27 protein-coding genes and 1 tRNA gene are annotated in these 23044 nt (G+C 61.8%); 14 read left to right on the plus strand and 14 right to left on the minus strand.

Features of this window, described 5'->3' with window-relative positions; all coding sequences use genetic code 11:
• The first annotated feature begins 5 nt into the window (after window positions 1-5).
• The 3 genes from EJ069_RS10365 (at window position 6) to EJ069_RS10375 (ending at window position 1865) form a co-directional block, all read left to right on the plus strand.
• Window positions 6-1016: a restriction endonuclease gene (locus tag EJ069_RS10365; protein ID WP_126061192.1), complete on the plus strand. Its 1011-nt coding sequence runs from the start codon at window positions 6-8 to the stop codon at window positions 1014-1016.
• Between the two features lie 81 nt (window positions 1017-1097).
• A complete protein-coding gene (locus EJ069_RS10370) occupies window positions 1098-1496 on the plus strand; it encodes a hypothetical protein (protein ID WP_126061193.1) in 399 nt (132 codons plus the stop codon).
• Window positions 1497-1634: 138 nt separating this feature from the next.
• On the plus strand, window positions 1635-1865 hold the full coding sequence (locus tag EJ069_RS10375; protein ID WP_348639363.1) for a hypothetical protein: 231 nt from the start codon (window positions 1635-1637) through the stop codon (window positions 1863-1865).
• A 21-nt stretch (window positions 1866-1886) separates the two neighbouring features.
• On the opposite strand, the gene EJ069_RS10380 is transcribed toward EJ069_RS10375, so the two are convergent.
• The 3 genes from EJ069_RS10380 to EJ069_RS10390 all read right to left on the minus strand — a co-directional run bounded on the left by EJ069_RS10380 (window position 1887) and on the right by EJ069_RS10390 (window position 2991).
• On the minus strand, window positions 1887-2108 hold the full coding sequence (locus tag EJ069_RS10380; protein ID WP_126061195.1) for a hypothetical protein: 222 nt from the start codon (window positions 2106-2108) through the stop codon (window positions 1887-1889).
• A gap of 18 nt (window positions 2109-2126) precedes the next feature.
• Window positions 2127-2423, minus strand: a complete 297-nt coding sequence (locus EJ069_RS10385) for a hypothetical protein (protein ID WP_126061196.1) — start codon at window positions 2421-2423, stop codon at window positions 2127-2129.
• A gap of 118 nt (window positions 2424-2541) precedes the next feature.
• A complete protein-coding gene (locus tag EJ069_RS10390; protein WP_126061197.1) occupies window positions 2542-2991 on the minus strand; it encodes a DUF669 domain-containing protein in 450 nt (149 codons plus the stop codon).
• A 136-nt stretch (window positions 2992-3127) separates the two neighbouring features.
• Between EJ069_RS10390 and EJ069_RS10395 the strand changes: the two genes are divergently transcribed.
• The 4 genes from EJ069_RS10395 to EJ069_RS10410 all read left to right on the plus strand — a co-directional run bounded on the left by EJ069_RS10395 (window position 3128) and on the right by EJ069_RS10410 (window position 6982).
• Window positions 3128-3379 (plus strand): hypothetical protein, encoded by a 252-nt coding sequence (locus tag EJ069_RS10395; RefSeq protein ID WP_126061198.1) that lies wholly within the window; start codon window positions 3128-3130, stop codon window positions 3377-3379.
• A gap of 225 nt (window positions 3380-3604) precedes the next feature.
• Window positions 3605-4573 carry a hypothetical protein gene (locus EJ069_RS10400; protein WP_126061199.1) on the plus strand — a complete coding sequence of 323 codons (969 nt, stop codon included), beginning with the start codon at window positions 3605-3607 and terminating at the stop codon, window positions 4571-4573.
• Window positions 4570-6336 (plus strand): virulence-associated E family protein, encoded by a 1767-nt coding sequence (locus EJ069_RS10405; protein ID WP_126061200.1) that lies wholly within the window; start codon window positions 4570-4572, stop codon window positions 6334-6336. Before EJ069_RS10400 ends, EJ069_RS10405 begins: the two co-directional genes overlap by 4 nt.
• A gap of 283 nt (window positions 6337-6619) precedes the next feature.
• Window positions 6620-6982, plus strand: a complete 363-nt coding sequence (locus EJ069_RS10410; protein ID WP_126061201.1) for a hypothetical protein — start codon at window positions 6620-6622, stop codon at window positions 6980-6982.
• 254 nt (window positions 6983-7236) lie between these two features.
• Here the strand turns inward: EJ069_RS10410 and EJ069_RS33725 are convergent, their stop codons facing one another.
• A complete protein-coding gene (locus EJ069_RS33725) occupies window positions 7237-7368 on the minus strand; it encodes a hypothetical protein (protein WP_281060059.1) in 132 nt (43 codons plus the stop codon).
• 185 nt (window positions 7369-7553) lie between these two features.
• Window positions 7554-8780, minus strand: coding sequence for a site-specific integrase (locus tag EJ069_RS10415; RefSeq protein WP_189476268.1), 1227 nt, complete (start codon window positions 8778-8780; stop codon window positions 7554-7556).
• A gap of 186 nt (window positions 8781-8966) precedes the next feature.
• Here EJ069_RS10415 and EJ069_RS10420 point away from each other — a divergent pair, with 186 nt between their 5' ends.
• Both EJ069_RS10420 and EJ069_RS10425 read left to right on the plus strand, forming a co-directional pair.
• Window positions 8967-10397 carry an MFS transporter gene (locus tag EJ069_RS10420; protein WP_126061203.1) on the plus strand — a complete coding sequence of 477 codons (1431 nt, stop codon included), beginning with the start codon at window positions 8967-8969 and terminating at the stop codon, window positions 10395-10397.
• A gap of 339 nt (window positions 10398-10736) precedes the next feature.
• Window positions 10737-11699: an IS110 family transposase gene (locus EJ069_RS10425; RefSeq protein ID WP_126060767.1), complete on the plus strand. Its 963-nt coding sequence runs from the start codon at window positions 10737-10739 to the stop codon at window positions 11697-11699.
• A gap of 42 nt (window positions 11700-11741) precedes the next feature.
• On the opposite strand, the gene EJ069_RS10430 is transcribed toward EJ069_RS10425, so the two are convergent.
• Window positions 11742-12437 (minus strand): RlmE family RNA methyltransferase, encoded by a 696-nt coding sequence (locus tag EJ069_RS10430; RefSeq protein WP_126061204.1) that lies wholly within the window; start codon window positions 12435-12437, stop codon window positions 11742-11744.
• Window positions 12434-13816 (minus strand): Ppx/GppA phosphatase family protein, encoded by a 1383-nt coding sequence (locus tag EJ069_RS10435; RefSeq protein ID WP_126061205.1) that lies wholly within the window; start codon window positions 13814-13816, stop codon window positions 12434-12436. Before EJ069_RS10435 ends, EJ069_RS10430 begins: the two co-directional genes overlap by 4 nt.
• A gap of 249 nt (window positions 13817-14065) precedes the next feature.
• Between EJ069_RS10435 and EJ069_RS10440 the strand changes: the two genes are divergently transcribed.
• From EJ069_RS10440 to EJ069_RS10450, 3 genes are all read left to right on the plus strand, one after another.
• Window positions 14066-14998: a YbhN family protein gene (locus tag EJ069_RS10440; protein ID WP_126061206.1), complete on the plus strand. Its 933-nt coding sequence runs from the start codon at window positions 14066-14068 to the stop codon at window positions 14996-14998.
• A gap of 146 nt (window positions 14999-15144) precedes the next feature.
• A tRNA-Gln gene (locus tag EJ069_RS10445) sits at window positions 15145-15218 on the plus strand.
• Between the two features lie 208 nt (window positions 15219-15426).
• Complete coding sequence (locus EJ069_RS10450; protein WP_126061207.1) at window positions 15427-15660, plus strand: hypothetical protein; 234 nt, start codon at window positions 15427-15429, stop codon at window positions 15658-15660.
• Window positions 15661-15834: 174 nt separating this feature from the next.
• Here EJ069_RS10450 and EJ069_RS10455 read toward each other — a convergent pair whose 3' ends face one another.
• The 3 genes from EJ069_RS10455 to EJ069_RS10465 all read right to left on the minus strand — a co-directional run bounded on the left by EJ069_RS10455 (window position 15835) and on the right by EJ069_RS10465 (window position 18304).
• Complete coding sequence (locus tag EJ069_RS10455; RefSeq protein ID WP_126061208.1) at window positions 15835-17268, minus strand: aldehyde dehydrogenase family protein; 1434 nt, start codon at window positions 17266-17268, stop codon at window positions 15835-15837.
• Between the two features lie 164 nt (window positions 17269-17432).
• The gene (locus EJ069_RS10460) at window positions 17433-17816 is read right to left on the minus strand and encodes an ACT domain-containing protein (protein ID WP_126061209.1); all 384 of its coding nucleotides are present in this window, start codon (window positions 17814-17816) and stop codon (window positions 17433-17435) included.
• A 20-nt stretch (window positions 17817-17836) separates the two neighbouring features.
• Entirely contained in the window at window positions 17837-18304 is a 468-nt protein-coding gene (locus EJ069_RS10465; RefSeq protein WP_126061210.1) for a GNAT family N-acetyltransferase, read from the minus strand.
• A 445-nt stretch (window positions 18305-18749) separates the two neighbouring features.
• Between EJ069_RS10465 and EJ069_RS10470 the strand changes: the two genes are divergently transcribed.
• Complete coding sequence (locus tag EJ069_RS10470) at window positions 18750-19703, plus strand: YeiH family protein (RefSeq protein ID WP_126064679.1); 954 nt, start codon at window positions 18750-18752, stop codon at window positions 19701-19703.
• Window positions 19704-19718: 15 nt separating this feature from the next.
• Here EJ069_RS10470 and EJ069_RS10475 read toward each other — a convergent pair whose 3' ends face one another.
• Window positions 19719-20387 carry a TetR family transcriptional regulator gene (locus tag EJ069_RS10475; RefSeq protein ID WP_126061211.1) on the minus strand — a complete coding sequence of 223 codons (669 nt, stop codon included), beginning with the start codon at window positions 20385-20387 and terminating at the stop codon, window positions 19719-19721.
• An 80-nt stretch (window positions 20388-20467) separates the two neighbouring features.
• Here EJ069_RS10475 and EJ069_RS10480 point away from each other — a divergent pair, with 80 nt between their 5' ends.
• Window positions 20468-21604, plus strand: coding sequence for an NAD(P)/FAD-dependent oxidoreductase (locus EJ069_RS10480; protein WP_126061212.1), 1137 nt, complete (start codon window positions 20468-20470; stop codon window positions 21602-21604).
• 46 nt (window positions 21605-21650) lie between these two features.
• Here the strand turns inward: EJ069_RS10480 and EJ069_RS10485 are convergent, their stop codons facing one another.
• The 3 genes from EJ069_RS10485 to EJ069_RS10495 are packed head-to-tail and all read right to left on the minus strand — an operon-like array spanning window position 21651 to window position 23043.
• A complete protein-coding gene (locus EJ069_RS10485; protein WP_126061213.1) occupies window positions 21651-22148 on the minus strand; it encodes a GAF domain-containing protein in 498 nt (165 codons plus the stop codon).
• Between the two features lie 35 nt (window positions 22149-22183).
• Window positions 22184-22738 carry a GNAT family N-acetyltransferase gene (locus EJ069_RS10490; protein WP_126061214.1) on the minus strand — a complete coding sequence of 185 codons (555 nt, stop codon included), beginning with the start codon at window positions 22736-22738 and terminating at the stop codon, window positions 22184-22186.
• Entirely contained in the window at window positions 22735-23043 is a 309-nt protein-coding gene (locus tag EJ069_RS10495) for a DUF1778 domain-containing protein (RefSeq protein ID WP_126061215.1), read from the minus strand. The genes EJ069_RS10490 and EJ069_RS10495 overlap by 4 nt, the downstream gene beginning before the upstream one ends.
• Between the last annotated feature and the right edge of the window lies 1 nt (window position 23044).

Consider the following 23044-nt stretch of genomic DNA (forward strand, 5'->3'; position numbering starts at 1 on the left):
ACCTCATGGCAAAGCTTGGTCGACCATACGAACAGGTCGTCGGCGATGTAGCAAAACAGTTCGATCCCTCAGCCGAGGTGAAAGTCGGCGAGTGGGTGGAAGGACCCGACGGCCTTAGAGAGATCGACGTTTTGATCACTGGCACGGTCAACGGCGCGACAAGGCAAGTCCTGATCGAATGCAAGGACTATGACTCCCGGAAACGACGAATAGGGATCGGTGTGGTCGATGCGACTGATTCTAAGCGTCGAGACCTCGGGGTTGACGTCACGCTGCTCTGCAGTAACGCCGGGTTTTCTAAGGACGCAATGCGAAAGGCACGTCGGGTTGGCATTGGTCTGATTGGGGTGCTGAAAGAAGCCGACCCTCGCATTCGATACAAGGTCTTTGACGAGATCTACATCCGACGGGTCAATTTGAGCTTCAAGGCCGATATCGACATCAAAGTCGTGCCAGGTGGTGTCGCGCCTAGGGATGACGTGGAGGCGATAATGTTCGAAGGCGCCTCGGTATTCGCATGGCTGCAGCACCGGACGGTACTATTCATCACCCACAATCGCGTGGTGAAGGGAGCCCACCGACTTCGCTTCAGGTTCAGACCGGCTGTTCTTATACAGCAGAAGTCTAGTTCTGCGTTCATGACCGAAATTGCGGTGAGATTCACCCTCACTGGCCAGTGGATTGCCCAGTTGGTCGAAATCGACGCCACGTCCGGTCTTTACGACTGGCTCCGCCAGAGAGTTCGGCTCGCTCCGTCTCCCGGGGAAACCAAACTGATCTACAAGGATGTTAAGTGGGGGACTGGCGGCACAGTCCTAGAAATTCATCCGAACCTTGACTCACTGTCGCCCAGTCCGGTGAAGGAGAACGAGGTGCATATGGAGATACTCGACCTTGGCGGGTTCGTTGTGCCGACAGAATACGCCCAGCTCGATCCCCACGTGGTGCCCGAAGACGCCGATCCCGTGCGTGCCGATATTCCTGCTGAAGCGTTCCGATCTTCACCGTCCCTTTGACCGGCTTAAGTCTCCGTCGCGTGGCTTGTGCATTGCCTTCAATATTGGTTTTTCTTTGCGCAGCAGTTTTCGGAGAGGGTGATGGGCTGGAAGTTTTACGGTTACGGGGCGGTCTATGGATCGCCGGATACCCATTGCGACATCTTGCTTCAAGGATGCTTCACCGCCTTTCTGTCTAAAACGGATGTGTCAACCATTCCGCTGACAAATGGTCACGGTGGCCCAGTCGTCGGCAAATGGCTCCGGATGTTCGAAGATGGCTTTGGGCTGTTCGTCATTGGAGAACTGGATGGGACAGCCGAACTTCCCGGCCCGCCGTTTGCCGGTCTATCCGTCACACCGGTCAACGCTCAAGGTTCGCCTTATCCAAATCCTTGGGGCGGTAAGACCTGTCGATTTGGCGATATTGCGGAGATCAGCCTTGTCGAGACGCCGGCCCACCCTGGCGCTCGCGTTATGGGGCCTTGGACTTCTGTATGAACATAAATGACTGCATATTAGCAAGCGCTTGACTAAGGCTGCCGCCGCACCAGACTCACCTCTATGGCGAAGGGGTTCAACATAGGCGACGAAGTCGCGATTACCGCGACTGTGCGCCGTCGCGTCACGGAGGACAGGGTGAGCGTGTCCATCCCCTCCTATGGGTTCCCTCATTCGGTCATCGACCGAACTTCGAATGTGAAGAAGGGTCAGCACCTGGAATTGATTGGCGATGTCACGCATACCGACGGCGATCTAGTGACGGTGGACTTAGGCGTGCCGGTGACCGTCAACGCCGACGTGCTGCGGCTGGTGACGCCGTACAAGCCGCCGACGCGGAAGAAGCCGCTCGTTGACAAGCCGAGTTGATGGCCCTCGTGGCACGTCGCGCTAGGCGATCTCGCGGTTCAGGTGCTCGCGCTCGAAAGCTTCGACCGACTGCTGTTCCTCGCGTTCAAGCGTATGGAGCAGGGTGTGGCGCTGCGTCTCGGTCAGGTCGTCACGACTGGCGATCATGGACAGCACGACCGAATGATGCAGCATCGGGCGGTAGGCGTCGGGATAAAGCTGTTTTAGGTGGTCGCTGATCTGGCGAGCGTTGGCGGGGGTCATGGTCGGTTCCTTTCGCTGTTAAATCTTGATGCCGCGCTCGTGGATCAGGGTGCCGCACATAAGCATCACCACGCGCGCCTGTTGTTTCAGATTGCCTTCTAGCTCGGGCAGGAGGTCGACGATCTCGCCATGCAACTCGACTGGATCGTCTATGCATGAGCCGTCGCTACACTCAGCGGCGAGAATGGCGCGGATCGTCTTGCCGATCTGCCATGACGCCAAGTCGGCGTCGAGTTTTTCGGTCGATACCTCGACCGGCGTGAAGAAATCAGGGTTAAACAACATGGTTGCCGCCAGTACAGATGCTGTTTGCATTCTGTTCTCCTCGTTGCGTTGCTGTGTTGTGTGGGGCCGTCATCGATGCGCGCGCGTTCGATACGCTGTCAAAAGTTTTCGTGCGCGTGACGCGCGGTACGTGCGGATTTCGTGGGGTTCAAGCGTCGTTGCTCGGGTCGACCCAGTCGACATCCCAATGCCGCTGTTCGATGCGCACCCGCAGGTGGTTCAGCACGATGACCGTCCGACCTTGTGTGAAGACCGAAAGCTTCAAATGCTTGCCATGAAGTTCGCGTGAGGACAAACCAACGCGCACCATTCCGAGCGCTTCGACCAAGCTTGCAAACCGCCCGCATTCGACATCACGCACCGTCAAGCTGGCATCGTTTATGTGGAACTGTTCCTCGATTTTCCTGCCGGTATAATCGCCCTCGACTATCATATACGTGATCACGATCACGCCTTTCTGGTAGCGTGGCGACACGAGTGAAGCGCCGTTGGCCATGCGCGCCTCGCTGTCAATGACAACTGCCAGGTATTCCCCATGTGGCAGCGGATCGTTATCGGTCGGCATCGCCCATGACGGGATTGGTACGACGGCATTCATATTAGCGATCCTCGTGGATATACTTTAGCGTTTGAGGTAACGTCGCGAACGACGCAAATAACCGTTGACGAATACATGAACGACCACGTATTGATTTGTCAATAACGACTTTTGAAATAATCAGGAGACGCAGCAAATGAACACGAGCGCGTATAGTGCCGACGATATTAACCGCGAACCGATCCCGCTAGACCTTGTCGCCACGCAAGAATATCTTCGCCACTTGGTCAAGACGAGCAAGGATCGGCAGCAGCTGTCACTCGATTCTCGGGTCAAGTACGGGCGCCTGAATTACTTCGCCAACAACCCGGGCTCCTCGCTGTGCATCGCCGACATGCAGCAGCTCATGGAATTTCTCGGACTAGCGAAGCGGCCCGAAGCGGCATAAACTGGTCTTACGCGATTCCGCGACGGGCACCTGTTGGCCGTGGTAAGCATACATGCCTCCTGCTAGGCACGCGATTGCCGGAAAGCGAAATCCCAAGGCACAAAACGACACAACCCCCGCTTGGTCAGGGCGGGGTCGCTATAGGAAAGCAAAGGGTGTGTCGGAAACACGCCCAACATAATCGCTTTCCTTCGGCGCGTCACCATGCCGTGGGAAGAATTTCGCATGCTTCACGCAAATTGTTATTTGGACAACGTTGCGCTTGTCCTTCGTAAATACCCAAGCTGGATAATATATCGCCTAGTCCAGGCGCAAGGTAAGCTTAAGAAGGTGCCGCATTGTTGGCGCGACCTGTCGCTTGGCGAGGTCAGCGCGTTCAACCTGGCGAACTGGGGCACCTTCGATCAATGCCGCCTCGCCGCGGTTGCCGCAGGACCAGAATTCGGCATCGGCATTGTGCTCGGCCAAGGCGTCACCGTTGCCGACATCGATTACCGCGAAGCGACCAACGTTGACGCGCTCAAGCAGAACATACTCGATTTCCGCAGCCTGTTCCCGACGCTCCACGAATGGTCGGTAAGCGGCGAAGGCGAACACCTCTATTATTTCGGTCAGCTTCCACAGGGGTGGCGCAGCATGGGAGGCGGCGTCACGTTCTATGACGGCATCGAGAACGGCGCGCGCTTCATCGCTGTGACCGGCAACGGGATGGCGCCGGGACAAACCATTACCGCTGGCTATGATGCATTCATGAGGCTCGGACGCATTGCCGCGCGAGAGCCGGTCGCCCCTGTGGAATATGACAGCATCACCTATGGCGACAATGAAGCGCTGATCGATGAAGCGTCCAAGTACGTCAAAGGCGGCGCGGGTCTTCGCCCGCTGTTGAACACGCCGATCCTGTATCCTGGTCCTGGTAATTGGTCAGCGGTGCTCGGCACCATCGTTCTCGCCCTCGCCAGCGCGCGGGCTGACAAGCTGGTCGCCTTCCGCGTTCTTGAGGCGTCGCCATTCGTGCAGCGCTCGACGCCGCGCGATAACGAGACGCGACCGAGAAAGCTGCATCGGGTCTTTTACGGCAGGAACGCCAAGGAATGGGAGCGCGCCGTCGCGCGCGTCGAGAACGCTGGCAGGGTCTCGAACGGCCTCGATAAGTCGGCGGCACTCAGCATGAAATTTCAGAGCAGGGCATGACCATGACTATTTTCGAGCAGGTCGAGAATTACGTTAAGCAGCGCTATTTGGCGGGCGATGGCGAGGCCGTAATAGTTCAAGCGCTCGAAGCGACGGGATGGACAGCCAAGCAGGCGAATGCCGCTGTAAGGCATGTCGTCGGCATGAACGGGTTCGCGCGTGACATCGGCGCGAGCAGCCCTTTGGCACCTGTCACGTACCAGTCCCTTGTCGTGGAGGCCAATCAACTTACTAGCATGGTGCAGGGCGGCAGCACGGCGGTCGACGTGAACAATATCCTGGTTAAGGCGGCGGGCGTCAGACTGAACCCGGGCGAGGTTGCCGAGCTCCTGGCGCAGATCGCCAATAAGAAGATCTCGGGTCTCGGCAAAGAGGCCGTTCGCGCCATGTATGGCAAGGCGATTGCGACCGTCCGAAACGACCGCAAGGCGAACAGCGACCATTGGCGCGACAAGCTCGACGTGGACAAGAATGATGTCCCGTACTCGAACCTCGCAAACTGCCTTATCATGTTTGCCGGCGAAAGCTCGATCCGCGATTGCCTTGTCTTCGATGAGTTCATGAATGCCGTTCTGATCACCCAGTGCCCGCCGTGGCAGGTCGATGATGGCACGACCTGGACGCAGCGCGAATTGGTCGAGGAGGACATAATTCTTGCGACCGCCTTCACGCAGCGGAACGGGCTGCATCGCATCGGCAAGGAAATCGTCACCGATGCGCTGACAATCGCAGCACGCGGCAGGACACAGAATTGCGTGGTCGATGGCCTCGACGCCGAGCAATGGGACGGTACGTCGCGCCTGGATACGTGGTTGATCGATATTTGCCACGTTGCCGATACGCCATTCGCTCGCGCCGCAGGGGCGCGTTGGTGGATCGGCTTGGTTGCTCGCGCTCGCGATCCGGGCTGCAAGTTCGAAAACGTGCTTGCGTTAGAAAGCGATCAAGGCTTTCGCAAAACGACGCTGTTCGAAACCGTCGCCGCGCATTTCAGCAAGGACTTCTATTTAGAGTTCACTGACGACATTTCGAACAAGGACAGTTGGCAGAAACTGCGCGGCCGCCTGATTGTCGAGTTCGGCGAAGGCCATTCGCTCAAGGGCCGCGCCGGCACGCAAACGAAACCGTTCATCAGCCGCAAGGTTGACGATTACCGGCCGCCTTACGCCCGCCTCAACGCCAAGTTCCCGCGCACCTTCGGCTGGGCGTACACAGGCAACGAATCCCATTACCTCAATGACCCAACCGGCGCGCGGCGCATGTGGCCCTTTGCGGTAACGCGAGTGATCGATATCGCAGCCATGGAGCGAGATCGAGCGCAACTATGGGCAGAGGCAGATGCGCGATACAAGGCTGGCGAGCGTTGGTGGATCGACGCAAGCCTTGAAGCTGAGATCGATCTGGCGGCCAAGGGCGCTGTCGCTGAGCGGTACGATGAGGAGGTTTGGGCCGAGCGTATCGAGCAGTATTTGCTGGCAGATGCCACAGGGGCAACCAGGTCTGATGGCATTCCGGGGACGTGGCGCGAGGGATACACGGCGGCTGATGTGCTGCGATACTTGGGGTTCCCCGATGAGCGGATGAAGCAGACTGACAAGAACCGTGTCGGCAATGTTGTGCGTCGTTTGGGCTATCTGACCAAGACAATGCGCGTGAATGGTGTGCGGGGCGAGCGGTATTATCTGCCCGAGCGGTTGAAGATTACGCCGTTTGATTACGTTCGCATGGCAGAGGAGGCTGCAAAATCCGCGCAAGAACAATGAGAAACGTGAAAATTCATGCCGAAATTTGTCATGCGTCATGCGTCACGAGTGTCGTTTTTCATAGAAGCATTACCGGGGGAAATTGTGTCAAGGTGTCGCGTGATACATTTTACCCTCATTATTTCTCATGACACGCCTGCCACGCCTGACAATGCAATGAAATCAATGCGTTACAGTGGCAGGCGTTTGTCATGCGTCTCAACACCGCCTGACAAAACTCCGAAATCGGCACGAAAATCCGCACAAAACCGGGGCGAAACCTGCTCCACCTGTGGCATGAGCGATGTCCGCTGAATACGATCTCTCCTACGAGCGCGGTTTCGATGCCGGTCTAATCGACGGCAAGGAAGGCGAGCGTTCGCCCTATCCTCGCGCTGAGACCAAGGCGGAATGGGCGGGATACGCTGCCGGTTACGATACGGGCTGGCTTGTCGGGTACGAGCGCGAATTGGAGCGCATGCTGCATCTGTGGCGCTTGGCGCAATTGCTGCCGCCCGATCCTTACCGCCTAGCTGCGGAAGCCGCGCTGGCCTACAGCGGGCATGAGCCGTTCTTTACGCCTGCCGAGCTTGAAGCGATCCGGGCCGAGCAGGAAGCGATTGCCCGAGTGATCACCGTGCCGAGCTGTTTGCAGCGGCGCGACTGACGGCACCCACCCTGTGGCACGAACGACCATCTTATGACCGATCTTATGAACCGTGGCGCTGACCGGCGGGAAACCGCGCAAATGCGCGCTGGTAACTGTTCGATCTGAACACGTCCGCCCAGCCACCGTGGCGTCGGTATAACGCGCGCTGAGCGTCGGACGCCCACGACATCGGCCCGAGCGCTCGGATCGCTTGTACCGCCCTGCAAATCGGCGTCGGCAACGTTCGCGGCGACCAGCGAAGGGCGCCACAATCATTCGCCCGGCTCCGGGGGCTGGTGCCACCACCATTTGATGAAGCGGGCAATCGCGATCAGTCCGGCGACGACGCCGAACAAGCTTGCGAGCAGGGTGAGCGCCTGCCCTAGGTCGAGGGTGATTATCATGGGGGCGGTTCCTTTCAGACAAATCTCGCCATTGAGAAAAAGTCATGTAAAGGAATCAGCTAATTAATGAGCGCCGATCTCCGGGCCGGAGTCAACACTAAGACTGGAACATTTCAGCAACAGAAGGGCCTAAGACACTCACAAACGCCCGTCGTTCACAGGTACCGGGCATAACTAAGTCGGGATCAGGCGGACGGCAGCAGGTAGTCGGCCCAAGCGTCCATCATTTCGCGCCGCTGTGGCAGGCGGTCGTCTCGGTCGTAAGCGCGAGTGACGGCGGTGCCGATCAGATGCCCTAGGCAGCGCTGTGCCATGTCGTCGGTGAACGTGCTGCCCGGGCGCGTCGCCCAGCCAACAAAGGACGTGCGGAAGCCGTGCGCCTTGAACGGTTCGGGTATCAACGTGGCGAAGGCGTGCTGCGACATCGGACGGCCCTTTAAGCGCCCGGCGAAGACCAGAGCGTCGGGCTCGCGGTTCGAGACGATGCCCTTCAACAGATCGACGGCGGCTTTCGAGAGCGGCACGCGATGGTCAACGCGGGTCTTGTAGCGCGCCTTCGGGATCACCCACAGCGCGGCGTCAAGATCGACCTCGCGCCAAGTCATCTCGCGGACCTCACGCTGACGCGAGGCGGTCAGGATGGCGAACAGCAGGGCGGGCTGAACATACCCCGGTGTGGAACGCAAGGCTTTGGCAAAGGCAGGCACGTCGGCGTAAGGCATGGCCGCGTGGTGTTCGCCTTCATAGTCGCGGTCGTGCAGCACGTGCTTGACCGCGTCGATCCGCGCCGGGTTCAGGCGCTCGGGGCAGATTCCCGACACCATGGCGTAATCCAGGATGCGCTCAACGAACGAGCGAACGAAAGGACCGGTAGGCGTGTCCCATATCGGCCGCAATGCCTCGCAGATGCTCAGCGTGGTCAAGTCGCAGCACGACACACTCGACAACGTGCCGAGATGGTTGCGAATGTAGCCGCGATACTTGGTGGCGATGTCGTGGGTCCAGCCCTTTTCCTTTGCCCGGACGAACTGCTCGGCGACGTTCGCAAACGCGGTCAACTCCGCCTGTTCCTGCTCGCGAGCCTGCGCCTCAGCCTCGCGAACCAAAGCGAGGGCAGCAGCCTCTTTCGCAGCATCGCGCGCTTCAATGGGATCGCCCCCTGTGGCACGAATCTTACGCGCCGCATCAGCCCGCCCGCGAGCATCGGCCAGACCCACCGAAGGATAAGCGCCCAAGCCCATCTCGCGGCGTTTGCCCCCTGCCCCGGCGTAAATGTAGACCCATGAGCGACCCGAACCCTGGACGCGCAGATACAGCCCATCGCCGTCGCCATAAATGCCGTTGTCGATCTTCGACCGCTTCAACCACGTGTCGGTCAGTTTATTGGATGCTCGCGCCATGTTGATGCCCATGTGATGCGACACACCACTATGGCGTGTGCTAATGGCCGCATTCATAAGATGGCGCGGTGAGCGTGGCAATCCGCTTCATAAGTTGTTCATAAGATCGGGCGCTGTTCGCCAATGTGCGCAAATGTGCATGGATGACACCCGAAAAGGCAAAAGACATTGATCTACAATGGATTAAATCGCCGTCGCATGTTCGCCAATGTGCAGACCCTGCCCCTAATTTTGGCCACGGCGCTGTTCATGGAGAACATGGATTCGACCGTCATCGCGACTTCGCTGCCGGCGATCGCGATCGACATCCACACCAGCCCGATCGCGCTGAAGCTGGCGCTGACGGCCTATTTGGTGTCGCTGGCGATCTTCATTCCGATCAGCGGCTGGATGGCGGACCGGTTCGGGGCCAAGACCGTGTTTCGCGCCGCGATCGGCGTCTTCATCGCCGGCTCTGTCGCCTGCGCGTTTTCCAATTCGCTGCCGGCTTTCGTGGTGTCGCGCTTCCTGCAAGGCATAGGCGGCGCGATGATGACGCCGGTCGGCCGCCTCGTGCTCGTGCGCGCCACGCCGAAGAGCGAGCTGGTCGCGGCAATGTCCTGGCTGACCGTGCCGGCGCTGGTCGGCCCCCTGGTCGGCCCGCCGATCGGCGGCTTTATCACCACCTATCTGACCTGGCACTGGATCTTTCTGATCAACGTGCCGATCGGGCTGCTGGGCATCTGGCTCGCCACGCGCTATCTGCCGGAAACCGCGCCGGCCGAGACGCCGCCGCTCGATTTCCCAGGATTTGTGCTCAGCGGTCTCGCAGCGTCCGGCGTCGTCTTTGGCCTTTCCGTCGTCAGCCTGCCGGCGCTGCCGCCGATGGCCGGCTTCATCACTGTGGCGGTCGGGTTGATCTCCGGCGTGCTCTATCTCATCCACGCCCACCGCGCGAAGAACCCGCTGCTGGCGCTGGAGCTGTTTCGCAACCAGGTCTTCCGATCCTCCGTGCTCGGCGGCTCGCTGTTTCGCATCGGCATCGGCGCGGTGCCGTTCCTTCTGCCGCTGATGTTCCAGATCGGTTTCGGGCTGACGCCTTTCCAATCGGGCATGATCACCTTCGTTTCGGCGATCGGAGCCATCGGCATGAAGTTCGTGACCGCGCTGCTCTTCCGGCTCGCCGGCTTCCGGCGCGTGCTGATCTGGGGCTCGCTGGTCGCCGCCGCCTCGATCGCCATCTATGGCCTGTTCACGCCCGACACGCCCTACATGCTGATGCTGGCGATCCTTCTGGTCGGCGGCTTCATCCGGTCGATGTTCTTCACCGGCGTCAATGCGCTTTCCTATGCCGAGATCACGCCCGCCGACACCAGCAAGGCGACGCCGATCACAGCAGTCTTCCAGCAATTGTCGATCGCGCTCGGCGTGGCGCTGGCCGGCGGCATCCTCGAAGTGTCGACCTCGATCCATGGCGGGCCGCTGACCTTGAGCGACTTCCACATCGCCTTCTTCATCGTGGCGGCAGTGTCCGCGGCGGCATCGATCACCTTCATGCGGCTTGCGCCGGAGGCCGGCAGTGCCGTCTCGGGCCATGGTCGGCTGGCCACGCCGAAGACGCTGGAAACGGTGAGCACGGCTGGGAAGTAGAGCACCTTTTCCTCCTCCCTTGTGGGAGAAGGTGGATCGGCGCGATAGCGCCGAGACGGATGAGGGGTGTTCCAGCGGAGTGAGGGGTGGGTGTTCCCTGGAACACCCCTCATCCGGCCGCTTCGCGGCCACCTTGCATAAGCGATGTTGTATGAAGTGGTCGTCCCGTAAGGGACGCCAACGGCCGGGTGGCCACCCGGCCGTTGGCGCCGATCGTCGGATCGCCAGCCACCCGAACCCGTGGGGTTAAGGAGAAGCAAGATCGCGATCGGCTCTTCATCGTGGCCCGGATGGTTGCTGGAACAACCTGGTTCGTATGCAAGGCAGGGAACGACGAAGATGAATGAGACTAGCACAAGAACCGCCGGAATCGACACCAGCAAGAAGTCGCTTGATGTCGCAACCTATCCGACGAGCGACAGGTTGCGCGTAGCCAATGCCAGAGACGGACATCAAGAGTTGGTTGCTTGGCTGAGCGCGCGTAAGATCAAACGCATCGGCATCGAAGCCTCCGGGGGTTACGAACGAGCCGTCGTGGAATATTTGCGCGAGCAGGGCTTCGAGGTCGCTCTCCTGCAGCCGCGTCAAGTGCATGCCTTTGCCATCTACAAGCTGCGTCGTGCCAAGAACGATCGTATCGACGCCGCCCTCATCGCCGAGTGCGCTGCCAATCTCGGCGACCTGCATGAACCGCCAGACACCAGGCTGGCCGCGTTCGCTGAGCATCTGCTCTTCATCGAGCAACTGGAGTACGATATCGCTCACCTCAAGACGCGGCGCGAGCACTTCACCACCAAGCGGATTCTCAACCAACTCAAGCGTGACGTTCAGCGTCTGCAGCGGCGCCGCGAGGCCGAACTGCTGCTCCTGCAGGTCGTCGTGTGCAAACACGATGATCTCGCTCGGCGGCTCGAGCTGATCGCCAGCGTTGATGGCATCGGCATACGCACCGCGCTCACCCTCGTCATCCTCTTGCCCGAACTCGGCAAGGTCAGTCGTGAGCAAATCTCTGCCTTGGTTGGCGTCGCTCCTTACGACGACGACTCGGGCGAACGTACCGGCGAGCGCCATATCGCCGGCGGTCGCAGTCGTGTCCGCCGAGCGCTCTTCAATGCTGCATTGCCCGCTTCCCAGCGCTGGAACACCGCCCTGGTCGCTCTCTACGGCCGCCTTACGAACAACGGCAAGGCCCACAGGAAAGCCATCATCGCCTGTGTCAGAAAGCTCCTCATCTTCGCCAACGCCGTCGTCGAACGCGGCACTCCGTGGAGCAAAGCTCCACCCGCAAACCACGCCGCCTAAGCTAATGGTTGCGCTTCTCCCACAAGGGGAGAAGGACAAGCGCTATCCCTTAAACTCCTTCGCCAGCAGATAAAGCTCCACCGATTCATCCCTTGAAGCCGGCGGCTTCACGTGATGGACGGAGCGGAAGTTCTGCTTCAGCAGCGACAAGAGCTCGTTCTCGGCGCCGCCCTGGAAGGTCTTGGCGAGGAAATGCCCGCCGGGTTTCAGGACGTGCAGCGCGAAATCGGCCGCGACTTCGCACAGATGCATGGTGCGCAGATGATCCGTGCGGCGGTGGCCGGTGGTGGGTGCTGCCATATCGGACAACACCACGTCCGGCTGGCCGCCGAGCGCCTCGGCCAATTTCTGCGGCGCGTCGGGGTCGAGAAAATCCATCTGCAGGATGACGGCGCCGGGAACGGCATCCATTTCGAGATAGTCGATGCCGACGACATGCGGATTCTCGGCGCCTGACTTCGTCCGCGCGGCTGCCACCTGGCACCAGCCGCCGGGCGCCGCGCCCAAGTCGATGACCTTCATGCCGGGCTTCAGCAGATGATGCTTGTCGTCGATCTCGATCAGCTTGTAGGCGGCGCGGGAGCGGTAGCCGTCGGCCTTGGAGCGCTGCACATAAGGATCGTTCATGTGCCGCTCGAGCCAGCGGCGTGACGATTCCTTCAGGCCGCTCTTCTTCTTGATCCTAGTCTTGAGGACGCGCAGGCTGGCCGAGCCCGGCTTTTCCGGTTTCTTTGTCATCGGCGCCCATCATTCCGCCAGACGCCGTCATCGGCCATCAGCTCGCTCAGGATCCCTTCGCGCAGGCCGCGGTCGGCGACACGCAGCCGCTCGGACGGCCACACGCCGCGGATCGCCTCCAGGATGGCGCAGCCGGCGAGCACGAGATCGGCGCGGTCGGCGCCGATGCAGGGGTTGGCGCAACGCTGCTGGAAATCCCAACCGATCAGCCGCTCGATCATGCGATCGACGCTGTCGCGGTCCATCCACAGCCCGTCGACACGGCGGCGGTCGTAGCGCTCGAGATCGAGATGCACGCCGGCCAGCGTCGTCACCGTGCCGGAGGTGCCAAGCAGGTGGAAGTTGGGGCTGGCCAGCACATGGGCGAGCCGGTCGCGGCCGTCAAAAGCCTTCAGCCGCGCGGCCACGTCGTCGACCATCGCGGCAAAGGTCTCGCGCGTCACGGTGCGGCCGCCGAAGCGTTCGGCGAGCGAGACGACGCCGACGGGCAGCGACGTCCAGGAGACGATGTGATTGGCCAGACGTGGCGAGCGCCGTCCGGTCAGGTCGATCAGCGCGATTTCCGACGAGCCGCCGCCGATGTCGAACAGCACCACGCCTTGCGTGTCGCGCTCGACCAGCGAGCCGCAGCCGGAAACGGCAAGGCGGGCCTCGGTCTGGCGGTCAATAATCTCGAGCTTCAGCCCGGCCTCGCGCTCGACGCGATCCAGGAACTCGACACCGTTGGCGGCCGAGCGGCAGGCCTCGGTGGCAATCAGCCTGGCTTTCCTGATCTTGCGGTTGCGCAGCTTCTCGCCGCAGACCTTCAGCGCCTCGACAGCGCGATCCATCGCCGCCTGGCCGAGCCGGCCGCTGGCCGTCAGCCCCTCGCCCAGCCTGACGATGCGCGAGAAAGCGTCGATGACGCGGAATTGGCCGTGACGGCCAGGCACCGCGACCAGCAACCGGCAATTGTTGGTGCCGAGGTCGAGCGCGGCGAAGACAGGCAATTCCTGCTGGGGCGGACGTGGCGGAGGCTGGAGCGGCGGCCTTCGCTCGGCCTGCAGGGGCGGGCTCTGAGGCTGGCTTGCCGTCGTGCCGGCAGGCGCGGCATTGGGCACGGCGCCGTTCTCGTCCCGCGCGAACACCTTGCGGCCGCGCTTGCGCTTGCGGCGCTTGCGCGTCTTGCCTTTCGGTAGATCGCCATGCTGGTCGGCCTGACCGGCGCCAGTCTGTCTCTGGCCGACATGTTTGGGGCCGGCATGTCTGGGGTCGGCATGTCTTTGGTGCGCACCCGCGTGGCGGCTGAATCGCGCCGGTTGCGGGCCTCCCGACTGCGCCGGCGATGCCCCGGACATGCCCACTGCCGACGCGCCCGCGCCGGTATCGTGGTCTTCCACTTCAGTTCCTTCCGGCGCCGCGCGAACCGGGAACGGACGCAGCAGGCACCTCGATTTGTTTCAAGTTGGCAACAGAGTAGCAGTGCCGTTCGCAATCACCAAGAGCGCGGGGCTCGAATTTTGGCAGGTCACGTTGAGGCAATGTCTTGCCGGTTGAATAGCCGGCTTCAATCAGGCATGTCTCAAATGTGGGTTCGAAGAGGTTGGGCACCATCAAAACAATGAGCTGCAACGCATGATGACGACGCCATGAATTGGAGGCGCTATTTCTGGCCGGTCATAGGCATCGCGGCCGTCGCGTTCTCGCTGTGGCTGCTCATTCACGAATTGCGCGGCGTATCGCTCGACGATGTCTGGGCCGGCATCGCCGCCATCCCGCCGCGCGGCTGGGTGCTGGCGGCGCTAAGCTCCGTCGTCGCCTATGCCTCGCTCGCCGGCTACGACCACATAGCGCTCTTGCATATCGGCAAGAAAGTATCGTGGCTGTTCGTCACGCTGTGCTCCTTCACCACCTACGCGGTGTCGCACAATATCGGTGGCTCGGTGTTTTCCGGCGCGGTGATCCGCTATCGCGCCTATGGCACAAGGGGGCTGACCGGCCAGGAGATCGGCGTGCTGGTGGCGATCTGCTGGTTCACCTTCATTCTCTCCAGCGTCTTCCTCGGCGGCCTCGTTCTGCTGTTCGAGCCGCAGATCATCGATCGCTTCACCGGCGCGCCGCACCATGGCGCCGCCTTCGCCGCCGGGCTTGCCATGCTCATCCTCGTCGGAGCCTATGCCTTCGGCAGTTGGCTTCGGCTGAGACCTTTGAAGATCGGCTCCTTCCAGTTGCACTATCCCGCGCTGCCGATCGTGGCGCGGCAGTTGCTGGTCGGGCCCGTCGAGCTGTTGGCCGCCGCCGCGATCATCTATTTCGCCCTGCCGGAGACCGGCAATCCCGGCTATTTCGTCGTGCTCGGCGTGTTCATGGTGTCGTTCTCGATCGGGCTCCTGTCGCATGCGCCGGGCGCGCTCGGCGTCTTCGAGGTCGTCTTCCTCACCGGGCTATCGGACATGGACCCTGTGGGCGTGCTTGCAGCACTTCTGGTGTTCCGCCTGTTCTATCTCATCATTCCGCTGCTGATCGGCCTTTGCATGGTGCTCTATTTCGAGCATTCGCAGTACAGCAAAGGCGAAGGCTGACGGCCTTTGGGGAGCTTGGCAGACCGCTTCGGCAAAAACCCTGCGATTGAACTCAGTTGCGGGCTTGACTATTTTCCGATGGCGGCTACAACGCAGCGCTCGCGGCACATGAGCCGCTTGGCTAGCGCGATACCAGACGCGCCTGCTGGGGAATAGGTTAACGGTAGACCCACGGACTCTGACTCCGTTAGTCCTGGTTCGAATCCAGGTTCCCCAGCCAAAGTTTTCTCCGCGCATTCCCCGCACGTGAACCGTAAGTTTATCGCAACGGGCATCGCTGTCGGCTGAACTCCGGTTGATTTTCCGGTCATATTAGCAATCAACTATATATTAATAGCTGCGGCGCAGCCTGCTCGAATCGGGAATGTCCCCGATCGACGATCCGGCACTCTGTGTGCCGAGACGCTCGACCGATGCGGAGCAAACGCATGAGTGTCGAAACAGCATTGGCGCAGCTGTTGCGCATGATCCACCGCCGTGCCCTGAATTTGGCGACGATGCCGGACGATGAGAGAGATCCCTACTACGACAGCATCCGACGATCATGTTGCGGAGCCGCCGAGCATATCGGGCAATCTCCCGACAATGCAGCCATCACGGCAAACAGTATGGTTGAATTTACCCGGGCGATGGTCGGTATCATCGAGGCGGGCCGCGGGTAAACCGCAGACGTCGACAAGCTCGCGACGAGCTTGGCAGGTGCCAACAAGCACGGTTACAGCGCATCGCCCGAAGCTCGCAAGGCGAGGTCTCGCCGGCGAAGCCTTTTCGCGTTTGAAGTGGATGTAGCGGCTGCCCGTCGCCCTTGACACTCTTCCGGTTGTGGACCGGGCTCGCTACTCCGCCGCCTCATACCCTGCGATGCCCTTGATCTCGAGGAAATCCTCCAGGCCGTATTCGGCATATTCGCGGCCGTTGCCGGACTGCTTGTAGCCGCCGAAGGGCAGGCCGGCGTCCCAGGTCGGGTAGTTTATGTAGACGTTGCCGGAGCGCATGCGGGCAGCCACCTCGCGCGCCTTCTCGATGTCCTTGGCCTGGATGTAAGAGGCCAGGCCGTAGACCGTGTCGTTGGCCTGCTCGACTGCCTGCTCGACCGTGTCGTAAGGCATGATCGATAGCACCGGACCGAAGATCTCCTCCCTGGCGATGCGCATGTCATGGGTGACATTGGCGAACACTGTCGGGCGGACATAGTAGCCACGATTGAGCTCGGCCGGGCGGCCGGGGCCGCCGGCGACCAGCGTGGCGCCTTCGTCGATGCCGCTCTGGATCAATCCTTGAATCTTGTCGAACTGGATCTGGCTCACCACCGGGCCGAGCTTGGACGTGGGCGCGTCGGCCGGGCCGACGGTGAATTTCTCCGCCGCCTTCTTCGCGTAGCCGGCCGCCTCGTCGTGCCGGTCGCGCGGCACGAACATGCGGGTCGGCGCGTTGCAGGACTGGCCGCTGTTGCCAAAGCAGCCGGCGACGCCCTTGGTGACGGCCCGTTCCAGATCGACATCGGGAAACAGGATGTTGGCCGACTTGCCGCCGAGTTCCTGATGCACACGCTTGACCGTGTCGGCCGCCGCCTTGGCGACGAGGATGCCGGCGCGGGTCGACCCCGTGAACGACATCATGTCGACACCCAGGTGGCTGGCCAGCGCCTGGCCGACGGTCGGGCCATCGCCGTTGACGAGATTGAAAACGCCCTTCGGCACGCCGGCCTCATCGATGATCTCGGCGAAGATGATGGCGTCGAGCGGCGCGATCTCCGACGGCTTCAGCACCATAGTGCAGCCGGCGGCAAGCGCGGGGCCCACCTTGCAGGTGATCTGGTTCAGCGGCCAATTCCACGGCGTTATCAGGCCGACGACGCCGATCGGCTCTTTCACGATCAGCGACGAGCCTTTGACGTGGCGGAACTGAAAGGTCTTCAGCACCTCGGCCATCTTTTCCAGATGCGCCTGGCCGACGCCGACCTGGCTGTCCAGCGCCATCTGGCGCGGCGCGCCCATCTCGCGCGAGACGGCGAGCGCGAGGTCCTTGCTGCGCTTCTTGTAGATTTGGATAACGCGGTTGAGGATGTCGAGTCGCTCCTCGACCGAGGTGAAGCCGAAGCTGGCGAAGGCGCGCTTGGCGGCGGCCACCGCCTTGTCGACATCGGCCTTGGAGCCCAGCGATATCTGCGCGAAGGCGTCTTCGTTCGAGGGATCGATGACATCGAGCGCGTTCGGCACGACCGGATCGACCCAGGCGCCGTCGATATAGAATTGCAGATTGTGGGACATGGTTTTCCTCCTCGGCCAGCCGCGGGTGCTCGATTGTGGTGGGTTGGGTCGTCGTATACCGCCAGAGATAACGACGCCGCAAGGGCCCTGTCAAACGCGAGCGCGGGCGATTGAGCCAGCCGTCCGTCGAGCCTGATGTGCCGGCTGACTCCCGCCGGGACCGATTACAGCAGCGTATGTCCAGCGTCACCCAGCAGCTGCGCCGCCGCGGCTTGATCGGCGGCCTTCACCAGCAGATGGTCGCCATCGAAGGTGGACACCACGAAGATGCCGAGGCCGTTCTCCGACAGCGGCCGAATGACAGACAGCACGATGCCAGTTTCGCCGAAGGCAAAGGGACCTTCGAATTTGATGGCGACCCAGTCGCGATCCTGCCTGGCCAGATCCGGAACGCGCTCCTGCAGGCAGGTTATCGAAAGCTCATCCTCCGTTCTGGTGATGCTGACGAAACCCGGCCCGTCCGCCCAATCGGGAATGCCATGTCCAGCTTCCAGCCTCGAAATCGCGTATAGGCCTGGCAGTTGCTTCAGCCTGATCCTGGCAGCCATGGCCCCGCTCCGATTCCCGGTCATCCCGCGATCCTCTTGCTCATATAAACGGTCGAGCCGTTCATGAACGGCTCTTCCCGGTCTATCGAGTAGCCCTGTCCCTTGTAGAGCGACACATTCGCCTCGAACGCGCCGTTGGTCAGCAGGCGAAGCTGATGGCGCCCGGCCTCGCGCGCCTTGCCCTCTGCCCGCTCCAGTAGCAGCCGGCCGATCCCTTTGCCCTGCGCCTCCGGCGCGACGCAAAGATTCTCGATCCAGAGATGATCGTCGGCGAGGACGGATTCAAGCATCCCGACAATGCGATCCTGCGCGATGGCGAGGTCGAATGGATGCTCGGCGACAGCCTTGTCGTAATCGGCGCGCATCGGCAGCGGCTCGCGGCCGATAACCGGCACCCATTTGGCATAGGCGGCGCGCACGATATCGCGGATGGCGGCGGCGTCCGCCGCTTCGGCCGCCCGAAACCGGATGGGAAAATCGATGGTCATTGCGAGGCTCCATAAATGAAAACCCCGCCGGCTGAAGTCGCGGGCGGGGCAGGAAACGAACGAACCTTATTTATCGTATCGGGTTATCGTCGCACAATCGGCCTGCCGCTCCGCACTCGGCGAAGGCGGCGTCGCTTGGTATTGGCGGGCGCGCTGGTGAACATCGCGGCAGGCTGGAGGAGGCACCGGCAAGCGTCAAGGCTTGGCCGATGCCGGTTATTGGGCCAACCCGCTAGCGGCTCGCCGATCGTTCGCAAAAATCGATTGTTATAACTCGAACAATTCGTTGGAACGATTAGTTGCGGAATGGCATTCCGGCACAGAACGCGCCCGGAGAATTCGATTGTCTTTCCTGCCCGCCACCGCGAACGATCTTCCAGACCACCTGAACCCGGCCGCCGCCGGGCGCAGGCACCCTGCCCTGACCGAGGTCTCGACCGGCATCATGCCGGGACTGGTGCTGGTGGCGATGATCACCAGCGTCGCCTACTCGGCACGCGGCTTCTCCGGCCTGTTCAGCCCGATGATCCTCGCCGTCGTCGCCGGCATGATCTTTTCCAACATGCTCGGCGTGCCCGCGCACGCCAAGGCCGGCATTGCGTTTTCACAAAAGCGCCTGTTGCGCTTCGCCATCGTGCTGCTCGCCTTCCAGCTCACGCTCGGCCAGGTGGCGGGCATCGGCCTCGGCGGCGTCGGCATCGTCGCCGCCACGCTCGGCGCCACCTTCCTCTTCACCGTCACGCTCGGACGGCTGATCGGCGTCGACCGGAAGCTCGCGCAGCTGATCGCCGCCGGCACCTCGATCTGCGGCGCCTCGGCGATCGTCGCCACCAACATCGTCACCGACGCGGCCGACGAGGATGTCACCTATGCGGTCGCCGCCATCACGCTGTTCGGTACCATCGCCATGCTCGGCTTCCCGCTGCTGGCGCCCGTGTTTGGGCTCGACCAGCATACTTTCGGCTTGTGGGCAGGAGCCTCGATCCATGAGGTGGCGCAGGTGATCGGCGCCGGCTTCCAGAACGGCACGCTTGCCGGCGAGACCGCGACCGTCGCCAAGCTGACGCGGGTCGCCATGCTGGCGCCGATGGTCATCGCGCTCGGCCTGATGGCGCGCCGCGGCGGCACCGACGCATCCGGCGCCAAGCCGCCGATGCCCTGGTTCGTCGCGGCTTTCGTGGCGGTGGTGGCGCTGAACAGCCTGGTCGCGATCCCGGCGCAGATCCATTCGGCGATCGCCTTGGCCACGCAGATGATGCTGACCATGGGACTCGCCGCCATGGGCCTGCAGGCCGATATTTCGGAGCTGCGCTCGCGCGGACTACGGCCGCTGATGCTCGCCTTCTCGGCCTTCCTCTTCATCGGCTGCTTCAGCCTGATGCTCGTGAGGTTTGCGTAAGCTCTCGCGAAACCACTACCGGGTTGCACCGACGCCAGCCAGGATGAGATCGATGCCGGCCAGGAATTGCTCGCGGTCATCGTGATCTTGGAACCGTGGTGCAATTCGGTGCAGGAACGGAAAGCCAGCGGGATCCGGCGCCGTCCATCGCTCGATCATGGCTGACAGAAACTCCGTTCTGTCCGTATCGTGCGGCGCCAGTCGGGCGTTTGCGGCGTTCTGCGCGGCGGCGCCGAGGATGTAGTGCACCAGGGCGGATGCCGCGTCGAACAGTGCCCGGTCCGGAACATCGAGCGCGTCGAGGTGCCCGCCGATGCTTTCGAATATCCTCCCCACCGCCGGCTGCCACGGCGCGCGCGAAAGCTGGGCACCCGCCCACGGATGCGCGTCGATCGCATCGAACAGCCCCAGCGCGACCGCTCGTATCGCCTCCCGTGGGTCCGCTTCCTGAATCGCCTCCCTCATGACACGGTCGATGACCTCTTCGGTCGCCGTGGCGAGCAGTTCGTCCTTGTCCTTGACGTGCCAGTAGATCGCCCCGCTTCCCGTCGCCAGGCGTGCCGCGAGCGCACGGAAAGTCAGGCCGCTCTCGCCGCCTGAATCCAGGATCTCGACCGCGGCCCCGATGATCCGCTCCTTCGAAAGCGCATCGGTGCGCCGCTCAATCCGTCCACTCTTTGCCATGCCGCATCTTGACATGAATGGAACGACGTTCCAAATACTATTTATGGAACATCGTTCCAATATCTCGTCGAAAAAGGATCATGACGATGACAGAGGTAACAATCGTGGGCGCGGGTCTTGGCGGCCTCACCCTGGCGCGCGTGCTTCATACCCAGGGCATAGCTGTAACGGTCTATGAAGCGGAGGCTTCGGCGTCGGCGCGCACGCAAGGCGGGCAGATCGACATCCACGAGCATAACGGACAGATCGCGCTCGAAGCCGCTGGCCTCACCGAAGCCTTCCACGCCATCATCCACCAAGGCGGCGCGGCTAGCCGCGTGCTCGACCGGCACGGCACGGTGCTGCTTGAGGAAGCGGACGATGGCGGCCGACCCGAAGTGCTACGCGGCGATCTGCGGCGCATTCTGATAGACTCGCTGCCCGCCGACACCATCCGCTGGGGAAAGAAGCTTGCCGGCGTCGCCGCTCTGGGTGCCGGCCGGCACGAACTGACCTTCACCGACGGATCGGCTGTCGAAACCGAGCTTCTCGTGGGGGCTGACGGCGCATGGTCGAAGGTGCGGCCGCTACTGTCGGACGCAACGCCACGTTATGTCGGCGCAACGTTCATCGAGACGTATCTATACGATGTTGACGATCGACACCCCGCCGCCGCCGAAGTGGTCGGCTTGGGCACAATGTTTGCGGCTGCCCCGGGAAATGCGATCGCCGCGCATCGAGAAGCGGGAGGCGTCCTCCACACCTATGTTCAATTGAGCCGGCCCGCGGAATGGTTCGCAGGCATCGACTTCACCGATGCCGACGCCGCCAGAACCCGGATCGCCGCCGAGTTTGAAGGCTGGGCGCCGGCGCTTACCACGCTGATCACCGACGGCGAAACCGCGCCGGTTCCGCGCATGATCTACACGCTGCCCGATGAACACCGCTGGGGTCGCGTCGCAGGCGTGACACTGCTCGGCGATGCCGCGCACCTCATGCCACCGTCCGGCGAGGGCGCCAACCTGGCAATGTTCGACGGCGCCGAGCTCGGCAAGGCGATTGCCGCGAACCCGTACGACATCGAGAAGGCGCTTGCCGACTATGAGGAGCCGATGTTTGCCCGCGCCGCCGCCGAAGCCCCGGACGCGCGCCGGGTGCTGGAGCTTTGCCTCGGCGAACGCGCGCCGTTCTCACTGGTGGACTTCTTCAACGACGTCGCGCGGGAAAAGCACGCGTGATCCTGACGACCCTTCGAACGTTCCAATCGCGAGCGAGCCTGTGCCCTCAGTCCTCGAACTCGCACGCCGCGACATAGATCGCGGCGAGCTTCTCGATGCCGGCCTGGTCCTCCTTGTCGAAGCGGCCCGGCAGCGGGCTGTCGAGGTCGAGCACGCCGAACGCGCCATCGGCGTCGCGCAACAGCACCACCAGCTCGGAGCGCGAATCGGCATCGCAGGCGATGTGGCCGGGGAATTCGTTGACGTCCTTGACCAGCATCGACATGTCGAGCTCAATGGCCTTGCCGCAGACGCCCTTGCCGACAGCGATGCGCACGCAGGCCGGCTTGCCCTGGAAGGGTCCGAGCACCAGCTCGTCATCGGAGGCGAGGAAATAGAAGCCCGCCCAGTTGAGGTCGGGCACCATCTGGTAGATCAGCGCCGCCGTGTTGGCGGCGTTCGCGACGGAATCGCCCTCGCCTTCCAGCAACGCTTTCAGTTGCGTGGCCAACTCCTTGTAGAAGGCCGGCTTGTCCTTGGTGTCGATGACGGTTGCCGCGAACATCGTGTTGTCTCTCCGTTGCAAGCCGAGTGCTTGGCCTACAGATTGCTGTGCATCATCAGTTCCTGAACGGTTTTGATCGGCAGGAACAGCCGCAATTCGTTGGACGGCAATGCGGTGAAACCATGATCGAGATAGAGCTTCTTTCTGCGCGCCACCTTGGCCGGGTCGCCGCAATCCAGCACGTCCAGCATGACAACGGCAATTCCGATATGTTCAGCAATCCCCGCTATGCGCACCAGTGCGTCGAGCAGAAGGTCGCCGCCATATCCATTGCCTGCGAATCGCAAGTCAACACCCATCATGGACAAATAGGCCGCGGGGATGTTCCCATGTCCCGGCCGGGTTCTCGCGTATTTGTGCGGCAGCTCGCTATAATCCACCGAGTGCGAATTGATGGCGTAAAAGCCGATCAGGCCTCCAGCCGGACTGACCATCACGAAGACCCGAAGATTGTCGGCTTTGGATAGCTTGTTGGCGGTCCTTTTGAAGAAATTGTCGACCTGATCCACGCCACAGGAAAAAGCCGTTCGATCGTGCTTTTCAGGATCGAACGGCTCTACGACCTTGGCGAGTTCGGGCTGCCGCGTCACTTGGAAATGACGGTTTTGACATAGCGCGCAAACGACGCCCGCAGCCGATCCGTCGGCTGCGGGGGATTGTCGAGGGCCGCAAAGAAGGCAGCATGGTCGACAGGCCGCAGAGCGGTGCGCTCATGAGCCTCAATCGTTTCCATGGCGGCCTTGTATGCGGCATTCATTGTGAAAACCGAGTCATCGACACCGGCAAGAGCGGCGGCTTGTTGAATGGCTTTCTTGATGCGTGGTTTCGTGCGGAAGTTCATCCGCTCGCTGCTGCGCTCCTCGATCTCTCGAATTTCATCATGGAATGTTTCCATG

Origin of the sequence: Mesorhizobium sp. M2A.F.Ca.ET.043.05.1.1, assembly GCF_003952445.1 — a bacterium.
In the GTDB taxonomy this organism is placed as follows: domain Bacteria; phylum Pseudomonadota; class Alphaproteobacteria; order Rhizobiales; family Rhizobiaceae; genus Mesorhizobium.